Here is a 16,208-nt window from a genome sequence, read left to right as displayed (position 1 = left end):
TTGCCAATTGGAAAGATGACCCCAAAATCATAGGGCCAAGCCCGCGCTTTCAACCGTGCCCGTGGAGCTTGGATATCGCATCCATTGCAACGCTCCAGAAGAAGCCATTTTGAAATGCTACTAACCATTTAGCCAAGGTGAGCTGCCCACGGTTGAGACCAGCCTTCTCGTATAGGTAAGGAAAGGCAACGAGCCCGGCAATCGCCGCCACAGCAAAAGATGACCAACTGAGCGAAGCGGATGCCTGAGAAGTCAGCCAGTCGTAGACGACCTTGGCCAACGCGCCGAGCAAAACACCCAAGAGGATCAAGGGTTGTCGCACACGGCTTTGACCGCTCGAACCGCCGAGTTCGGGGACCGTAGTCCAAAGTGAAAAGTAGTTGATGATGTTAGCCAAGCCACGTCTCCATACTGTAATTGCCGGTAGCATTTTCAGCGTCACGAAGACCCGTAATTGGGGGCTGTCCCGAGGCCAGCGCAAGGAAGTTGGAGAACAACGGTCGCGATAGATCCGGCCGAATGGTTTCCTGAGGGGCCACTACGGCCGCCGCACCACACCGCAACAGGGTTTGAGAAATGGACTCCACCATTGAGTATTGTGCCGTCTCGCAACAAAAGAGATAGACAACCGGCTTGTTGCGATCGATCTCGTCGCGCATCGCTTCGATATCGGCAGGCCGCACTTGCGATCCGTCCGGGAAATAGAGACAGTCGCTCTCTGCGTGAGCAACCAGGACGATCACGTTCTCCTTGCTCCGCAGCGCGCGGGAGAACTCTGACGCTGTCGCATGTGTGGTAGAGGCAGGCGAGAAACCGCGGTCAGCTATCGTTTGCCCGTAGGCTTGAGGTAATGCTTCCCAAAGATCAAAATCCGCAGAATCGAGACCTAAGCGGGCGAGGTCCTCCGCCGATTCTGGCATTGCCGAAAGAATTGACGTGTTCTCTGGTGTGAGTGGAGCCCTGTCATAGAGCATCCCTATCCGTTGCATTATCGGCTCGGCCTGATCGGATCGCGATCTCACGACAACTCGCCCGGATATTATTTCCTTCATGTTTATTTCTGGGAACGCACCATTTAGAACGACCACCGGATCCGATGGATTAAGTCCATCGGCCAGCGCGCCTCGCATTGCCTCCAAGACCTGTCTTGCGACGTCTGTCGGATCGAGAAGGCCCGGCAAGGTAACGAAAACACTGCCCGCTTGTCCCGATGCGAATTGAATAATTGTCTGGCCCTCTTCAGTGTCCTGGTAGACAGAGAATACGCCTTGATCTTCTACACGTATCTTGTCCGACCAATCCGAAGCGAGAAGGCGCGCAGCCTGGTTGATCTTTTGTCTTGTAGCTTTACCAATCGGGTCCGGGTCAAAACTGACCTTCGCTTGGCCCAATTTTGTCCAGGCAGCACCCCGCACGTTGAGCTCGTCGAGGAGCAACAGCTCACGGCTCTTCCTTCTCTTTCGCTTCAGTCCAGACGAAGAGATCGCCAGTGCGCGCCAAGGCAATGTACCGAGCTTTCCCTTGACGGCATCTAACCGCCATTGATGTTCGGCAATCGTGCTCTCCAATCTCCTTCGTTCCCCTGATAGTGCCAACTGGATTTTGCCTGGCGATTGCGGTTGCTGTTCCTTTTCGAAGTCCTTGAAGAGGCGTAGCGCATCGAATGCGAGGGGAGTAGGAGGGTTGAAGTTCGCCTTTTTGCAAAATTCGTCAAAAGTCGCGACCACGTTACATGAAAACGGAGATTGAAATGGATCCGGGTCAGCGCTTGCGGCATCCGTTTCAGCCTCCGGGCTGGCCGTGATTTCTGCGCCGCTTCTCAAGGCGCGATCGCGAATGAGTCTCCCCAAGGCTTTGATGGCGCCGCCAGTTGCTCCATTTGTTGAACGATTCTCGGACGTTGTTCGGGGACGCGCCCCAGCGGCGCGATTGGACGTCACTCGACCGGTTGGTTCAGCAGAACTATCCTGTGCATTGACGCGCGTCTCCGCAGCGGCGCGATTATGTGCACGACTGCCTTCTGAACGGACCTGGATCTTTGTTGCCAGGTCAGAAAGTTCGCGCGTCAAGTCCCGCAAGGACTCAACAGAAGGCTCATAGTCCGGAGGCTTGGAAGTGGTGGTGGTGACGCCCTCTAAAAATTTCTGTCGTTCTTGGTCGTCGGATAAGGCGTGGTATCGCTCTAGCTCTTGAGGAGATAAATCTGCGTAGATTGGTTCCTCGCGAACGAGTCGCGCGGGACCGACCGCGGCGCCGGACTCGTCAACTGGTGTCTCATAATATTTCTTCCAACCGATCAGTAGCCACACCATGGAGTTAGCCTCCCTCGGCAGGACATGGCTTAGCTCGCGAGCCTTTGGTGTCGACGAGCATGGGCTTCATTTCGAATTGATCGTCGTGCAGTCGAATATTCGCTAAGTAGAGCACTGCACGCAGGGGTTTAATATGATGTACTTCACACTATGCTAGGTAAAGCAGTGAGGTGAATTGCCGTCGGTTCAATCCGCTATCAAAACCGGATTCGGCATGCCTCTGGCTTGAACGACGCCGGCCCCCGGGGGGGGCGCGCATAACGCTTTGGCTGACCTTGAGACTTCCGCGTGGCCATACGAACCCGGCATTCGCCTTTGCGTGCGCGCCCGGGACGCAAGTGTTAGCGCTTGGGTCACGAGCGGGATGATGACACTATGCCACTGTTTTGCCCGACGGAACAAGCGAATTTCGCAAAATCCGCAAGAGAGGACTAAGCCATTGACGTCGATGCTACCGGCTACTGTGCATGGGGTTGTTTTCGGCTGTTCTGGTCGGACCGGCCTCAATGCCCGCCGAGATAGGCCGTGATCAGCCTCTTATCGTGGATCAGATCCTTCGCAGGGCCGGACTGCACGATCTCGCCGGTCTCGAGCACATAGCCGTAGTCGGCCGTCTCCAGCGCGGCGCGGGCGTTCTGCTCGACCAGCAGGATCGAGACGCCGAGATCGCGCAGCGATGCGATGGTGCGGAAGATCTCGCGCACGATCAGCGGCGCAAGGCCGAGGCTCGGCTCGTCCAGCATCAGCAGCTTGGGCTTCGCCATCAGCGCGCGGCCGAGCGCGAGCATCTGGCGCTCGCCGCCGGAGAGGGTGCCGGCGGCCTGGCGCTGCCGCTCCTTCAGGCGCGGGAAGCGGTCGTAGACCTCGTCGAGCGTCTTCTGCACGCCGGAGCGATCGCGCAGGCTGTAGGAGCCGAGCAGGAGGTTGTCGGCGACCGACATGTCGGAGAACAGCTCGCGCTTTTCCGGCACGAGGCAGAGCCGGTGCTCGACGCGATCCTCGACCGACATCCTGCCGATGTCGTTGCCCTGAAAGACGAGGCGGCCGCGCGAAGCGAGCAGGCCGATCGCTGCCATCAAGAGCGTGGTCTTGCCGGCACCGTTCGGGCCGATCACGGTGACAATCTGCCCTTCCTCGACCGACAGCGAAACGTTGCGCACCGCTTCGACATTGTCGTAGCAGACGGTGACGTCAGTCATCGAAAACATCTCGGTCACGCGACGCCTCCGAGATAGGCCTCTTGCACGCGCTCGTCGCTGCGGATCGCGGCGGGCGCGCCTTCGCAAAGCTTAGAGCCGAAATCGAGCACGACGATGCGATCGACCAGCGACATCACGAACTCCATGTCATGCTCGACGATCAGGATGGTGAGATGGTCCGATCGCAGTGACCGTAGCAGCTCGGCCAGCCGCAGCTTCTCCTGGCGGCGCAGGCCGGCCGCCGGCTCGTCGAGCACCAGCAGCGCCGGATCCGCGGCGAGCGCGCGGGCGATCTCGAGGATCCGCTGGTTGCCGAGCGGAAGATTGCCGGCGAGCTCGAACGGCTTGTCGCCGAGCCCGACGCGTTCGAGCTGCATCAAGGCCTCGTGCCGGATGCTCGCCTCCTCGCGCCGGTTGAGGCGGAAGGCGCCGGCGAACAGGCCGGCGCGGGTGCGCGCATAGGTGCCGAGCATGACGTTCTCGAGCAGGCTCATGCGCGGCCGCAGTTTGACATGCTGGAACGTCCTGGCGACGCCGGCCTTGGCGATGCGGGACTGCGGATCGCGCGTGATCGGGCGCCCGGCAAAGACGATCTCGCCCTTGTTCACGCGAAGCGCGCCGGTCAGGCAATTGAACATCGTGCTCTTGCCGGCGCCGTTCGGGCCGATGACGGCGAGGATCTCGCCGGAGCGGACTTCGAAGCTGACATTGTTCACCGCGACGAGGCCGCCGAACCGGCGCTCGGCACCGTCGACTTTCAGAAGCAACTCGCCCGGTGTCGGCTGCGGGCGGCGGGGCAGGGGTGGCGCGGCCGGCGGCCGCTCGCGCTTGATCTTCGGCAGATAGCGCGCGACGAACGGCACGATGCCTTGGCGGGCCCATTGCAGGAACAGGATGAACAGCGCGGAGAAGGCGACGATCTCGAGCTGGCCGGATGCGCCCTTGGCGATCAGTGGCAGATAGTCCTGCACGCTGTTCTTCAGAAGCGTGACGATGGCAGCCCCCACGACGCCGCCAAGCAAGCTGCCGGCGCCGCCGACCATCGACATCATCAGATATTCTATGCCCATGCCGGCGTCGAACGGCCCCGGGCTGATGAAGCGGCTCATATGGGCGTAAAGCCAGCCGGAGAGCGAGGCGAGGAACGCCGCGATCACGAAGGTGACGAGCTTGATCCGGAAGGCATTGATGCCGAGGCTCTCGACCAGGATGTTGCCGCCGCGCAGCGCGCGCATGGCGCGGCCGAGCCGGGAGTCCAAGAGGTTGTAGCCGAGGAAGAGGACCACGGCGACGATGCCCCAGATCAGGAAATAGATATGGACGCTGGACACAAGCGCGAATGATCCGACGCTGATCGGCGGGATCGACGAGATGCCGTTGAAGCGGCCGAGCCCGTCGACATTGCCGAACAGGAAGCCGATGGCGAGGCCCCAGGCGACAGTCGAGAGCGACAGGAAATGGCCCTGCAGCCGCAAGGTGACTACACCGAGGATGCCAGCGACGCAGCAGGTCAGCGCCACGCCGAAGACGAGGCCGAGCCACGGCGAGTATCCGTTCAGCGCGGAGACCCAGGCGGTGGCATAGGCGGCGACACCGACGAAGGCGGCCTGTCCAAACGACACGATGCCGCCGACGCCGGTGAGGAGCGCAAGGCCGATCGCGACCAGCGAATAGATGCCGATATAGTTCATCAGCGTGATGCTGAACGGGCTGAGCACCAGCGGCGCGAGCGCGAGACACACAACGGCCGCCACAGCCGCGAGCTGAACGTGAAGGCGCGTCATTCCTCGATCTCCTCCTCGGAATGCAGCGAGGCGAGCGATCGCCAGATCAGGATCGGGATCAGCAGCGAGAATACGATGACATCCTTCAGCGCGCTGCTCTGGAAGGAGGCGAAGCTTTCGAGGATGCCGACGCCGACGGCGCCGATTGCGGCTCCGGGATAGCTGGTCATACCGCCGACGATGGCGCCGACAAAGGCCTTGAGGCCGATCAGGAAGCCGGAATCATAGAATACCGTGTTGACAGGTGCGATCAGGATGCCGGAGACGCCGGCCATCAGCGAGCCCAGGAGATAAGCGATGGTGCCGGCGCGGGCGGGGCGGATGCCCATCAGGCGCGAGCCGGTCCGGTTCACCGCGGTGGCGCGCAACGATTTGCCGACCAGCGTGAAGTCGAAGAAGAGATAGAGCAGGCCGGAGAAGACGAGTGCAGCAATCACGATCAGCATGGTCTGGCCCGAGATCAACACGCCGGCGAATTCGGTGGAGAACGAGGTCAGCGGTTCGGTTCGTACACCTTCGGGGCCGAAGAAGAGGAGCCCGAGGCCGACCAGGGCGAAGTGCAGCGCGACCGAGACGGTTAGCAGCAACAGCACCGTTCCGTCCGCGATGGGACGAAAGACGATCCGGTCCAAGAGCGGGGCAATCGGCGTGATCAGCATCAAGGCGAGCACGAGTCTGACGGCGAGAGGAGGATCGGCGCGCATCGTCAGCCAGGCAATGCCAACCACGGCCAGCGGCAGAACGAGATAGAAGAACAGCGCCCGCGGAAGCAGCCGAAGCTCGCCCGTGCGCACCAGCGAGATGATCTCGATCAGGGTCGCGAGGCACGCCAGGATCACGACCAACGCGCCCGTGCCCGGAAAGCGCTTCGCATCGAGGGCGGCCAGCGTCAGCGCCGTAAAGGCGGCGATGTCGCCAAAGGGGATGAAGATGACCCGTGTCACCGTGAAGATGAGGACGGTTCCGATTGCCACCAGCGCATAGACCGCGCCGGTGGCGATCCCGTCGATCGCAAGAATGGCTGCGATGTCGCTCGTCATTGAGAACGCCGTCCCCTTGTTGTGCTGGCCAGCCGCCGTCCGGCTACGGCGCGTACTTCCAGGCGCCGCCGTTCAGGCGCACCACGACGAGCGAACGCTCGTCGACGCCGGTCACCGAACCTGGCTTGAAGTTATAGACGGCATGCACGCCGGCCAGCTCCTTGGTGCTGAGGATCGCGTCTCGCAGCGCCGCGCGGAATTCCACTGTGCCCGGTTTCGCGGTCTTCAGCGCGCGCTCCGCGGCGTTGGCGAAGATCAGCCAGGCGTCGAAGGAATAGGCGGAAAAGCCGTCGGTGGTCGGGATGTTGTGGACCTTCTGGTAGACACTGCGGAATTCCAGCGCGATCTTCTTGGCGAAGTGGTCGTCAGGCAGCTGCTCGGCGACGATCACGGGACCTGCGGAAACCTGGATGCCGTCGGCCGCCTTGCCGCCGACATTCACGAAGTCCGGATTGACCAGAGCCACCGTGCCGTAGGTGTTTCCCTTGAAGCCGCGGTCGGCGAGGCTGAGGAGAGGCAGCGCGCCCTGCGTTCCCGAGCCGCCGTCCAGCACGGCGTCCGGCCGCGCGGCCAGGACCTTGAGGATCTGCGCGGTCACCGAGGTGTCGGTACGGGCATAGCGCTCGTTGCTTTGGATCTTGATGTCGCCAGCGGCTTCGGCCGCCTTGGCACCGTTATAGACGAGATCGCCCCAGGCGTCGGAGAAGCCGATATAGCCGATGTTCTTCATGCCGTCGCGCTTCATGCGATCGGCGACGATCTTGACGAGGAGGGAGGCCGGCTGCGGCACCGACACCACCCACTGCTCGGGCGTATCAGGAAGCTTGCCGATCGGCGAGACCGCGATCATCGGCACCTTCAATTCGCTCGCCACCGCCGCCATGGCGATGGTCGAGGGCGCAGTGGCCGTGCCGATCAGGAGGTCCACCTTCTCTTCTTCCACCAGCTTGCGTGCGTTGCGGGTCGCGGCCGATGGGTCGGAGCCGTCATCCAGCTGGATCAGGCGGATGGTCTCGCCGTTGATGGTCTTCTTGTATTCATAGGCCGCATTGATGCCGCGCCCGTAGGGGATGCCGATCGACGAGCCGTTGCCGCTGAGCGAGGTGACGAAACCGATCGTGATGTCGGCATGCGCAGCCGGGGCGGCGACGATGCCGACGGCGAATGCAAGGAAGCTCAGAGTCTTGCGCATATGCGTTCTCCTCCGTTGATGCTGGATAGGAATGCCGTGAAGCTGCCGCGCGGGGACCCCGAACGACGAACTATCGATTGAAAACATTGCTGCGGCGCCAAATCCCGGGCGCGACCGAAGAGAGTTTGTTCGCCCCGGCGCTCAGCAGTCATGGTGATGCTTGTCGCGTGAACGTCGAACCCACCGGCGGATGCAAGCGGGCCTTTTGCGGAGCGATGAAAGGTCGTCGGTGCGGCCGCGATGCGCGGCCGGCGATGCTGCTGCTACGGCCGGCTGTTCGAGCCCGGCGACTGTCCACACGATCGAGTCTCTCAAAATCGGTGCCCTGCAACATTCATTGTCATGGCCGCCGGTCTCTAGCCGGCGATGAATTACTTAAAGCCTAAAGTATCGTCTGTGGCGCCGTCAACACGTGTCATGGGGCTGTCAGGAAAAAATGTTGTTGCATACAATTTCGTCAGTGTGCGGCGCTTCTTGACGGTCCGGTTGAGCAAAAAGGTCGTGCGGCCTGGTTCTGAAAGGCGAGCCTTGAGGTCGCCGTCGCGCGCATTTGACGCGCGAATTAGTTTATGATTGAAATATATTCATCGGCAGCCGACGACCGATCCTCCGATCAACGTTTGAGGAGAAGGACGATGCGCATCTTCTGGCAGAGCTTCGTTGATGCGAGCGCGAACGCGCCCTACATGGCGCGGCTGTCGGAATACCTCAACAACATCGCTGCACCAGGCACGACGGTTCACGTCGAGGGCATCAGCCCGCCGGACCGCGAGTTCGGCCGGCTTGCGGAACTACGCTGCGCAGTCCAGGCGATCGACAACGGCATCGCGGCGGAGGAGGGCGGCTTCGATGCCTTCGTCATGGGGCATTTTCAGGATCCGGGCCTCTACGAGCTGCGCTCAGCGCTCGACATTCCCGTGATCGGGACCGGCGAGGCGACGTTGCTGGCGGCCTCGCAGCTCGGCCGGCGTCTCGGTCTTGTGACGCTCGATCCCGTCTTCGAGGTCTGGCATTATGAGCAAGCCGAGCGCTACGGCCTCGGAGATCGCATCGTCCACGTGACCGGCCTCGGCTGCAAGCCGGAGGATTTTGCCGATGCATTCGCTGGCGACGCCGCCGCGCAAGCCCGCATGATCAAGGATTTCGTCGCCTGCGCCCTTCCGCTGGTCGAGCGCGGCGCAGATGTCGTGATCCCGGCCGGCGTGCTGCCGGGCCTTCTGGTCGGGAAGGAGCATGGCCTGAAGGTCGGTCATGCGCCGGTGGTCAACTGTGCGGCCGTGGCGCTGAAGAGCGCCGAGATGTGGGTGCAGCTCCGCAGGCTCAACGGCACCGAGCCCAGCCGCGGGCCGAGCTTCAAGCGTGCCAGCGCCCAGGCGCGCATCGATTTCCGCGCAATGCTGGCCCGTGACAGCCGCTAAATCCTGGAGAACCCATCGTGATGACTCCCGAAAAGATCCTGTACGAGACCGAGGTGACGGCGACCGGAGGTCGGGATGGCAAGGCCGCCAGCACCGACGGTCTGTTGTCGGTGTCGCTGTCGGTGCCGAAAGGGCTAGGTGGCCCCGGGGGCGAAGGCACCAATCCCGAGCAGCTTTTTGCTGCCGGCTATGCCGCCTGCTTTCTCGGTGCGGTCAAGCTCGTCGCGCGTACGCGGAAGGTGGTGCCCTCTGCCGAGCCGTCAGTGACTGCGAAGGTTGCGATGGGGCCCGTGCCGGTCGGATACGCGCTGGCTGTCGAGCTGAAGGTCAATCTGCCCGGCGTCGAGAAAGCGGTGGCGGAACAGGTCGTTGCCGGCGCGCATGAGCGCTGCCCCTATTCGAACGCAACCCGCGGCAATATTGCCGTGAAACTGACGGTGGTCTGAGGCGGATGAACGAGGGCGGTCGGTGACCAATTCCTTGCGCGCACCGTATGACGGCGTCGTAATTGCGGCTCCCGTCACAATCCCCTATGTGCGCTACTCCATCGAGAGCGCGCAATGGTGGATCGGCCGTGCCCTGAATGCGCTCGTTGCGCAGGCCGGCATCAAGGCCTCCGACATCGACGGCTTGTGCGTCTCCAGCTTCACCATGGGGACTGACAGCGGAGTTGGATTGACGCAGCATTTCGGACTGTGCGTCCGGTGGCTCGACACGATCCCGCTCGGCGGCGCGAGCGCCATCGCAGGCCTGCGCAAGGCGGCGCGCGCGGTTCAGGCGCGCGACGCCGACATCGTGGCGTGCGTCGCCGGCGACACCAATCACGTCGATTCGTTCAGGCTGACGCTCGAGAACTTCTCGCGCTTCAACCAGGATGCCGTCTATCCCTATGGCGCAGGCGGGGCCAATTCGAGTTTTGCGCTAATTGCACGCAACTACATGCGGACCTTTGGGGTCACGCGTGAGGATGTCGGCAAGATCGCCGTCGCCCAGCGCGCCAATGCCTTGCGCAATCCGCACGCGCTGATGAAGGCGCCGCTGACGATGGAGCAATATCTGGCCGCCCGCCCGATCTCCGATCCCATTCATCTGTTCGATTGCGTGATGCCATGCGCCGGCGCGGAAGCGTTCCTCGTGATGCGCGACGAGACTGCGGCATCGCTGGGTTTGCCTGCGGCGCGGTTGCTGTCGACGATCGAGCGGCACAATGCCTTTGCCGACGATCCGATGCAGGTGCGCGGTGGCTGGGCGATGGACGTGGGCGAACTCTACGCGATGGCCGGCGTGAAGCCTGACGATCTGGATATCGTGCAGACTTATGACGATTATCCCATCATCACCATGATGCAGTTCGAGGATCTGGGCTTCTGCAGGAAGGGCGAGGGTGCCGCATTCGTGCGCCAGCACGATCTCACCATTGACGGCGACTTCCCCCACAACACGTCGGGCGGACAGCTCTCGGTTGGGCAGGCCGGCGCCGCCGGCGCTTATCTGGGTCTCGTCGAGGGGCTGCGGCAGGTTCTGGGCACTGCGGGTACCACGCAGGTCAGGAATGCGAGCCTCGCTCTGGCCTCGGGGTTCGGTATGATCAACTATGATCGTGGTCTCGCCTCTGGCGCCGCGATTCTTGCAGGGCCTTCGCGATGATTGACCCGATCAAGCCGCCCCGACGCAAAAACCCGCTGCTGCGGACGCGGCTGCCCGCGTCGCCCCCGCGAGCGCGCAGCAGGACGTCGCACGGGTTCACGCGGGCCGCCGCCGAAGGCCGCTTCATGCTGCAACGCTGCGACGCCTGCGGCTCTTTTGCTTATCCAGCGCGTGAGGCATGTCCGTCCTGCTTGTCGTCAGACCTTCCCTTCGTCGATGCGCCGCGCCGAGGCCTGCTGCTCGCCGAGACGACGGCACGCGTGCCGAGCGATGTCTATTTCCGCGAACGTGCGCCGTGGCGTATCGGCCTCGTCAAGATGGACTGCGGTCCGACAATTGTCGCGCATCTTCATGGCGATTGCGTAGAGGGCGCAGCCGTCCGCATGTCGTTGCAACTCGACAAGAGCGGGCAGGCGGTGGCCTTTGCCCATCCCGAGGGGGAGACTCCGAACATGTCGGACGACAAACAGTACCGGGAAATGACGGCCGATCCGAAATTCCGGCGGGTGCTCGTGACCAATGGCCGCACTGTGATCGGCCAGGAAGCCGTCGCGGCCTTGAAGGCGGCAGGCGCCAAGACCGTGTTCGTCGGCGTCGCCGAACCGTGGCGGCCGTTCGCCGGCGAGAATCTGTTGCGCGGTCAGGATGGGATCGAGATCGTGACCCTCGATGCCGCCGACGAGAAATCGGCCACCGACCTTGCCGCCGATGTCGGCGGCAAGGTCGATATCCTCGTCAACACGACGGAATATGTGCGGCCGGGCGGTCTGCTCGATCGCAGGGGCACGAGCATTGCACGCGATGAGATCGACCAGGCCTATCTCGGCTTCATCAATCTCGCGCAGGCCTTTGGGCCTGCGATGCGAATGCGAGGTGCCGACGGCATCAATAGCAGTAGCGCATGGGTCAATATTCTCTCGGTCTATGCACTGGCGAACTGGCCTGCGTTTGGCGCCTACTCGGCCTCGCAAGCAGCGTGCCTGTCGTTTTCGCATTGTCTGCGCGCCGAGCTGCGGCCGGGCGGCGTCAAGGTGATGAATCTGTTCACTGGGCCCGTCGACACCGAATGGTTCCAGACCGTCCCACCGCCGAAGGTCGCGCCGCGCGCGATCGCACAGGCGATCGTATCCGGGCTTAAGGCTGGGCTCGAGGAGATGTATGTCGGAGACGTCGCCGAAGAGATTCGGCAGCGTCTCGCGGCCAATCCAAAAGCGCTGGAGCGCGAACTCGACAGGTAAGAAGCGGCAATTCAACCAAGCTGGAGGACGTGACAATGCAAAGCAAGAATCTCCTGGAGCTGGCGAGTGCGATTTCTTCCGGCGCGGTGCGCGTCGTCGACCTGACCTTTACGCTCAGTCCGGATTTTCCGGTCATCGTCCTTCCGCCCGAATTCGGCCAGGCAGCTCCTGTCCGTATCCAGGAAATCTCGCGATATGACAGTCGCGGTCCGGCCTGGTACTGGAACAACGTCACCTTCGGCGAGCACACCGGCACGCATTTCGACGCGCCGATTCATTGGTTCACCGGCAAGGATCTGCCAAACAATGCCGTCGACACGATGCCGCCGAAAGACATGATCGCGCCGGCTTGCGTCATCGATTGCTCAGCACAGGCCGCGCAGGATCCGGACTTCGTCCTGACCGTCCCGCTCGTCGAAGCATGGGAGACGAAGCACGGACGGATCCCCGCTCGTCACTGGGTTCTGTTGCGCACCGATTGGTCGAAGAAGGGGTGGCGCGACTACGCGAATCTCAGGGATGACGGCGCGCATACGCCGGGCCCGAATCCGGCCGTGATGAAATGGCTGGTGGAGGAGCGCGGCGTCATCGGGTTTGGCACCGAGACCATCGGAACCGATGCGGGGCAGGCCGGGCATTTCGATCCGCCTTATCCGGCGCATCACTTCCTGCACGGCGCAGGGCGCTATGGTCTGCAATGCCTGTGCAACCTGGATCAGTTGCCACCCACCGGCGCCGTCATTGTGGCCTCGCCACTTAAGATTCAGAACGGCTCCGGCAGTCCGCTTCGCGTCATCGCGCTGGTTGCGTCGACCTGAGCCCTATTCATGGCACTTGCCAATCAGAACAAGAAATTCTCACGAAAGACAGGTGCCATGAACTTGATCAAGAGTTTGCTCGCTTCCGCTGCAGTGCTGCTTGCCATCCCGCAAGCAGCGCAGGCCGAGATTCTCGTCGGATTCGTCACCGGCCTCAGCGGGCCGGTGTCGTCGATTGGAATTCCCAACGCGAAGGGGATTGCGGCGGGCCAAGCCTATCTCGGCGAGATCGGCGGCGAGAAGGTCCGGGTCATCCAGCTGGATGATGGCTCTGATCCAACCGCGTCCGCTCGCAATGCGCGCAAGCTGGTCGAGCAGGAGAAAGTCGATGTCCTGATGGGCACGTCCGGCGCACCCCAGACGCTCGCGATGGCGACGGCGGCGATCGAGATGAAGATTCCGATGATCGCAGTGTCGCCGATCGCGCCGGTGCCATCAGGCGATGGTGGCCCATGGGTCGTCCAGACGCCCCAACCGACACCGCTGCTGGTGCAAGGGATCGTTGACAATATGAAGGCGAAAGGTCTGAAGACCGTTGCCTTCATCGGGTTCTCCGATGCGTTCGGCGACCTCATGTACAACGCGCTCGAACAAAGTGCGAAGACGGTCGACATCAAGATCATTGCCAATGAGCGCTTCGCGCGCTCGGACTCTTCCGTCACAGCGCAGGTGCTACGCGTCGTCGCCGCGCATCCCGATGCGATCATGCTGGGTGGAACGGGAACGCCCGGTGCCCTGCCGGTGATCGCGCTGTCCGAGCGCGGCTACAAGGGGCCGCTCTACGGCAATCACGGCATGATCAGCGCCGACTTCCTGCGCCTCGCCGGCAAGGCGGCCAACGGCATCATCTGCCCGACCGGACCCGTGACCGCGGCGGAGCAGCTTCCGGCCAGCAATCCGATCCAGAAGGTGGCGCTGGATTTCCGCGCGGCTTTCGAGAAGGCGAACGGCGAGGCGCCGACGGATTCGTTTTCGTCCTACTCCTTCGACGGCTGGCTGGTGCTCGCCGATGCCGCCAAGCGTGCGATGGCATCAGGCGCCAAGCCCGGCTCGCCGGAATTCCGTATCGCGCTTCGCCGGGCGCTGTTCGCCACCAAGGAGGTTGTGGGGACCCAGGGCGTTTACACCTATACGCCGGCGGATCGACATGGCGTCGACGACCGCTCGCGCATCATGGTCCAGATCGAGGACGGCAAATACAAGCTGTTGCCCTGAGCGAGGCAAGAGCGATGGAGAGCAGCGTGCATGCGCAGAGCGGTGGCGCGGTCGGGGACGGTATTCCCACGCCGGCCTGGGCGCGCGTGGTAACGTTGTTTCCGCCGTCGGACCGGATTCTGTCCACCATCCTCACGCGACAGGCCGAGCGCTATGGCGACCGTGTCCTGCTGGTCGCGGGCGAGACGCGCTGGACCTTTGCGCAGGCCGCGGCGATCGCGGCTGCCTCGGCCCAGGCGCTTGTCGATGCCGGCATCAAGCCGGGCGATCGGGTCGCGTTGATGTGCTCGAACCGTCCGGAGTTCTTGCAGGTCTATCTCGGCTGTGCCTGGCTCGGCGCCATCGCGGTCCCGATCAACACGGCGCTGCGTGGCTTCCAGCTCTCCCACATCTTCCGCAACTCGCGTCCCGCGCTTCTTGTCGTTGAGGCTCAGTTCGCTGGCGCGATCGACAGCGTCGAGGCCGGTGTCGAGCTGCCGCCCCGAACCTGGATCATCGGAGCAGCCGACGAAGCATTCGATGCCAGGCTGTCCGCGGTGCCGTTGCCGGCGTTTGGCGCTTCCGCGCCGGCCGGCGCCGTGCGTCCCGGCGACACCGTTGCGATCCTCTACACGTCAGGCACTACGGGGCCGGCAAAGGGGGTGTGCTGTCCGCAGGCGCAATTGTTCTGGTGGGGCATCTATTCGGCGCGGGCGCTGGGCATCCGCGAAGGCGATGTGCTGTTCACGACACTGCCCTTGTTCCACACCAACGCGCTGAACGCGTTCTATCAGGCGCTGCTGAACGGCTGCACCTACGTGCTGGAGCCGAAATTCTCCGCCTCTGGCTTCTGGACCGCCGCGCAACGGCATAAGGCAACGGTCGGCTATCTACTCGGTGCGATGGCATCGATGCTTCTGGCGCAGCCGGAGACGACGAACGACAAGACGCATCGGCTTCGTGTCGCGCTTGGCGGCGGCGTGCCGCCGCAGATCCACGCTCCGTTCCTGCAGCGGTTTGGCGTGCCGCTGGTCGACGGCTACGGGTCGACCGAGACTAATTTCGTGTTCGCCGGCACCATCCCGTCCGATCGTCCGGGGACGATGGGCTATCTGGCCGACGGCATCGAAGCGCGGATCGTCGACGAGAATGATTCCGCACTTCCTGATGGCGAGGCCGGCGAGCTCGTGCTTCGCGCCAGCGAGCCCTTTGCTTTCGCCACCGGCTATTTCGGCATGCCGGAGAAGACGGTCGAGGCCTGGCGCAACCTGTGGTTCCACTCTGGCGATCGGGTGGTCCGGGATGCTGACGGACACTATCGCTTCATCGATCGCATGAAGGATTCGATCCGCAGGCGTGGCGAGAACGTATCTTCATGGGAGGTCGAGCAGACCATCCAGTCCCATCCCGCGGTCGCCGCTTGCGCGATCTACCCGCTGCCGTCGGAATTGGGAGAGGACGAAGTTGCGGCGGCGATCCTGCTCGAGCCGGGCCGATCGCTGGAGCCCGTCGATATTGTCAGGCACTGCGAAGGCCATATCGCCTATTTCGCCATCCCGCGCTATGTGCGCATTCTGAGCCAGCTGCCGCTGACGGAAAACGGCAAGATCAAGAAGGGCGTGCTGCGCGATGAGGGCGTCACCGCGGATACATGGGATCGCGAGGCGGCCGGCGTGAAGTTGCGGCGTTGAGCATCGGCCGACTCAGGGCTTCTGTAGCGCGTCCCTGACGGCGCTCTTGAGCTCGTCGAGCTCGCCGATCAATCCGTCGAACCGGTCCGCCGGGAAATCCGCCAGCAGTTCGGCAAGCCATGCGCCGTGGCTCTTGGCCATTCGCCTGAAGGTCTTGCGGCCTTCGACCGTCATGCAGACAATCTGTACGCGGCGGTCGAGGTTTGACGGCGTGCGGGTGATGTATCCATCCGCGACCAGTCGGTCCACGATCGGCGTCAGGTTCCCGGCCGAGACCATCAGGCGCTTGGGCAGCTCTCCCAGCACAAGCCCGCTCGGCTCACGGTCGAGTTGGGCGAGAACATCGAAGCGCGGCATCGTGAAATCGAACTCTTCGCGAAACCGGCGCCGCAGCTCGCCCTCGATCAGAGTTGTGCAGGCGAGCAGCCGGAGCCAAACTCGCGTTTGAGCCCTGTACTCAGCTTCCTGATCCGCCCCATTCTTGGCCGAAACAGGCGTGGGCTCCTTCGCGAGTGCCAATCGAATCTCCCGGGCTTCGTGGCCATTTGAAAGCTGGAGCAGCTCTCATGGACATGGGCAAGATAGTTCGTGCCAAAAGTAAATTCAAGGCGGAGCCCGAGGGTCTCGGAATCGGCGCCGCTGCTGCGGCTTTGAGCTGCCGCGTCGGGTCATCGC

General features: G+C 62.9%; 14 protein-coding genes. 7 read left to right on the top strand and 7 right to left on the bottom strand.

The annotated features are described in order from the left end of the window. Positions 1-49 precede the first annotated feature (49 nt). The 6 genes from L6637_RS06870 to L6637_RS06845 all read right to left on the bottom strand — a co-directional run bounded on the left by L6637_RS06870 (position 50) and on the right by L6637_RS06845 (position 7,527). Positions 50-397, bottom strand: a complete 348-nt coding sequence (locus L6637_RS06870) for a hypothetical protein (RefSeq protein ID WP_237858972.1) — start codon at positions 395-397, stop codon at positions 50-52. Then, the gene (locus tag L6637_RS06865; RefSeq protein WP_237869682.1) at positions 390-2,312 is read right to left on the bottom strand and encodes a hypothetical protein; all 1,923 of its coding nucleotides are present in this window, start codon (positions 2,310-2,312) and stop codon (positions 390-392) included. The genes L6637_RS06870 and L6637_RS06865 overlap by 8 nt, the downstream gene beginning before the upstream one ends. 503 nt (positions 2,313-2,815) lie before the next feature. After that, the gene (locus L6637_RS06860) at positions 2,816-3,529 is read right to left on the bottom strand and encodes an ABC transporter ATP-binding protein (protein ID WP_237858970.1); all 714 of its coding nucleotides are present in this window, start codon (positions 3,527-3,529) and stop codon (positions 2,816-2,818) included. After that, on the bottom strand, positions 3,526-5,295 hold the full coding sequence (locus L6637_RS06855; RefSeq protein WP_237858968.1) for a branched-chain amino acid ABC transporter ATP-binding protein/permease: 1,770 nt from the start codon (positions 5,293-5,295) through the stop codon (positions 3,526-3,528). The genes L6637_RS06860 and L6637_RS06855 overlap by 4 nt, the downstream gene beginning before the upstream one ends. Beyond that, on the bottom strand, positions 5,292-6,335 hold the full coding sequence (locus tag L6637_RS06850; RefSeq protein WP_237858965.1) for a branched-chain amino acid ABC transporter permease: 1,044 nt from the start codon (positions 6,333-6,335) through the stop codon (positions 5,292-5,294). The genes L6637_RS06855 and L6637_RS06850 overlap by 4 nt, the downstream gene beginning before the upstream one ends. Before the next feature lie 43 nt (positions 6,336-6,378). Continuing rightward, entirely contained in the window at positions 6,379-7,527 is a 1,149-nt protein-coding gene (locus tag L6637_RS06845; RefSeq protein ID WP_237858963.1) for an ABC transporter substrate-binding protein, read from the bottom strand. Between the two features lie 635 nt (positions 7,528-8,162). Here L6637_RS06845 and L6637_RS06840 point away from each other — a divergent pair. The 7 genes from L6637_RS06840 to L6637_RS06810 are packed head-to-tail and all read left to right on the top strand — an operon-like array spanning position 8,163 to position 15,533. After that, positions 8,163-8,945 (top strand): aspartate/glutamate racemase family protein, encoded by a 783-nt coding sequence (locus L6637_RS06840; RefSeq protein ID WP_237858962.1) that lies wholly within the window; start codon positions 8,163-8,165, stop codon positions 8,943-8,945. A 20-nt stretch (positions 8,946-8,965) separates the two neighbouring features. After that, on the top strand, positions 8,966-9,391 hold the full coding sequence (locus L6637_RS06835; protein ID WP_237859433.1) for an organic hydroperoxide resistance protein: 426 nt from the start codon (positions 8,966-8,968) through the stop codon (positions 9,389-9,391). 22 nt (positions 9,392-9,413) lie between these two features. Continuing rightward, on the top strand, positions 9,414-10,592 hold the full coding sequence (locus L6637_RS06830; protein WP_237858961.1) for a thiolase family protein: 1,179 nt from the start codon (positions 9,414-9,416) through the stop codon (positions 10,590-10,592). Then, a complete protein-coding gene (locus L6637_RS06825; RefSeq protein ID WP_237858960.1) occupies positions 10,589-11,830 on the top strand; it encodes an SDR family NAD(P)-dependent oxidoreductase in 1,242 nt (413 codons plus the stop codon). Before L6637_RS06830 ends, L6637_RS06825 begins: the two co-directional genes overlap by 4 nt. Positions 11,831-11,865: 35 nt before the next feature. Continuing rightward, the gene (locus L6637_RS06820; RefSeq protein ID WP_237858959.1) at positions 11,866-12,648 is read left to right on the top strand and encodes a cyclase family protein; all 783 of its coding nucleotides are present in this window, start codon (positions 11,866-11,868) and stop codon (positions 12,646-12,648) included. A gap of 57 nt (positions 12,649-12,705) precedes the next feature. Beyond that, the gene (locus L6637_RS06815) at positions 12,706-13,863 is read left to right on the top strand and encodes an ABC transporter substrate-binding protein (protein WP_237858958.1); all 1,158 of its coding nucleotides are present in this window, start codon (positions 12,706-12,708) and stop codon (positions 13,861-13,863) included. A gap of 14 nt (positions 13,864-13,877) precedes the next feature. Next, complete coding sequence (locus L6637_RS06810) at positions 13,878-15,533, top strand: ATP-dependent acyl-CoA ligase (protein WP_237869681.1); 1,656 nt, start codon at positions 13,878-13,880, stop codon at positions 15,531-15,533. 12 nt (positions 15,534-15,545) lie between these two features. Here the strand turns inward: L6637_RS06810 and L6637_RS06805 are convergent, their stop codons facing one another. Beyond that, on the bottom strand, positions 15,546-16,052 hold the full coding sequence (locus L6637_RS06805; RefSeq protein ID WP_237858955.1) for a MarR family winged helix-turn-helix transcriptional regulator: 507 nt from the start codon (positions 16,050-16,052) through the stop codon (positions 15,546-15,548). Between the last annotated feature and the right edge of the window lie 156 nt (positions 16,053-16,208).

Source organism: Bradyrhizobium zhengyangense, from assembly GCF_022012435.1.
In the GTDB taxonomy this organism is placed as follows: domain Bacteria; phylum Pseudomonadota; class Alphaproteobacteria; order Rhizobiales; family Xanthobacteraceae; genus Bradyrhizobium; species Bradyrhizobium zhengyangense.
The sequence above is the reverse complement of the archived record's forward strand: the minus strand, read 5'-3'. Positions and strand labels throughout refer to the sequence as shown.

Coding starts and splice junctions, on each gene's coding strand:
- L6637_RS06865 (WP_237869682.1), bottom strand. CDS start 2,312: ATGGTGTGGCTACTGATCGGTTGGAAGAAATATTATGAGACACCAGTT.
- L6637_RS06855 (WP_237858968.1), bottom strand. CDS start 5,295: ATGACGCGCCTTCACGTTCAGCTCGCGGCTGTGGCGGCCGTTGTGTGT.
- L6637_RS06850 (WP_237858965.1), bottom strand. CDS start 6,335: ATGACGAGCGACATCGCAGCCATTCTTGCGATCGACGGGATCGCCACC.
- L6637_RS06845 (WP_237858963.1), bottom strand. CDS start 7,527: ATGCGCAAGACTCTGAGCTTCCTTGCATTCGCCGTCGGCATCGTCGCC.
- L6637_RS06840 (WP_237858962.1), top strand. CDS start 8,163: ATGCGCATCTTCTGGCAGAGCTTCGTTGATGCGAGCGCGAACGCGCCC.
- L6637_RS06835 (WP_237859433.1), top strand. CDS start 8,966: ATGACTCCCGAAAAGATCCTGTACGAGACCGAGGTGACGGCGACCGGA.
- L6637_RS06825 (WP_237858960.1), top strand. CDS start 10,589: ATGATTGACCCGATCAAGCCGCCCCGACGCAAAAACCCGCTGCTGCGG.
- L6637_RS06820 (WP_237858959.1), top strand. CDS start 11,866: ATGCAAAGCAAGAATCTCCTGGAGCTGGCGAGTGCGATTTCTTCCGGC.
- L6637_RS06815 (WP_237858958.1), top strand. CDS start 12,706: ATGAACTTGATCAAGAGTTTGCTCGCTTCCGCTGCAGTGCTGCTTGCC.
- L6637_RS06810 (WP_237869681.1), top strand. CDS start 13,878: ATGGAGAGCAGCGTGCATGCGCAGAGCGGTGGCGCGGTCGGGGACGGT.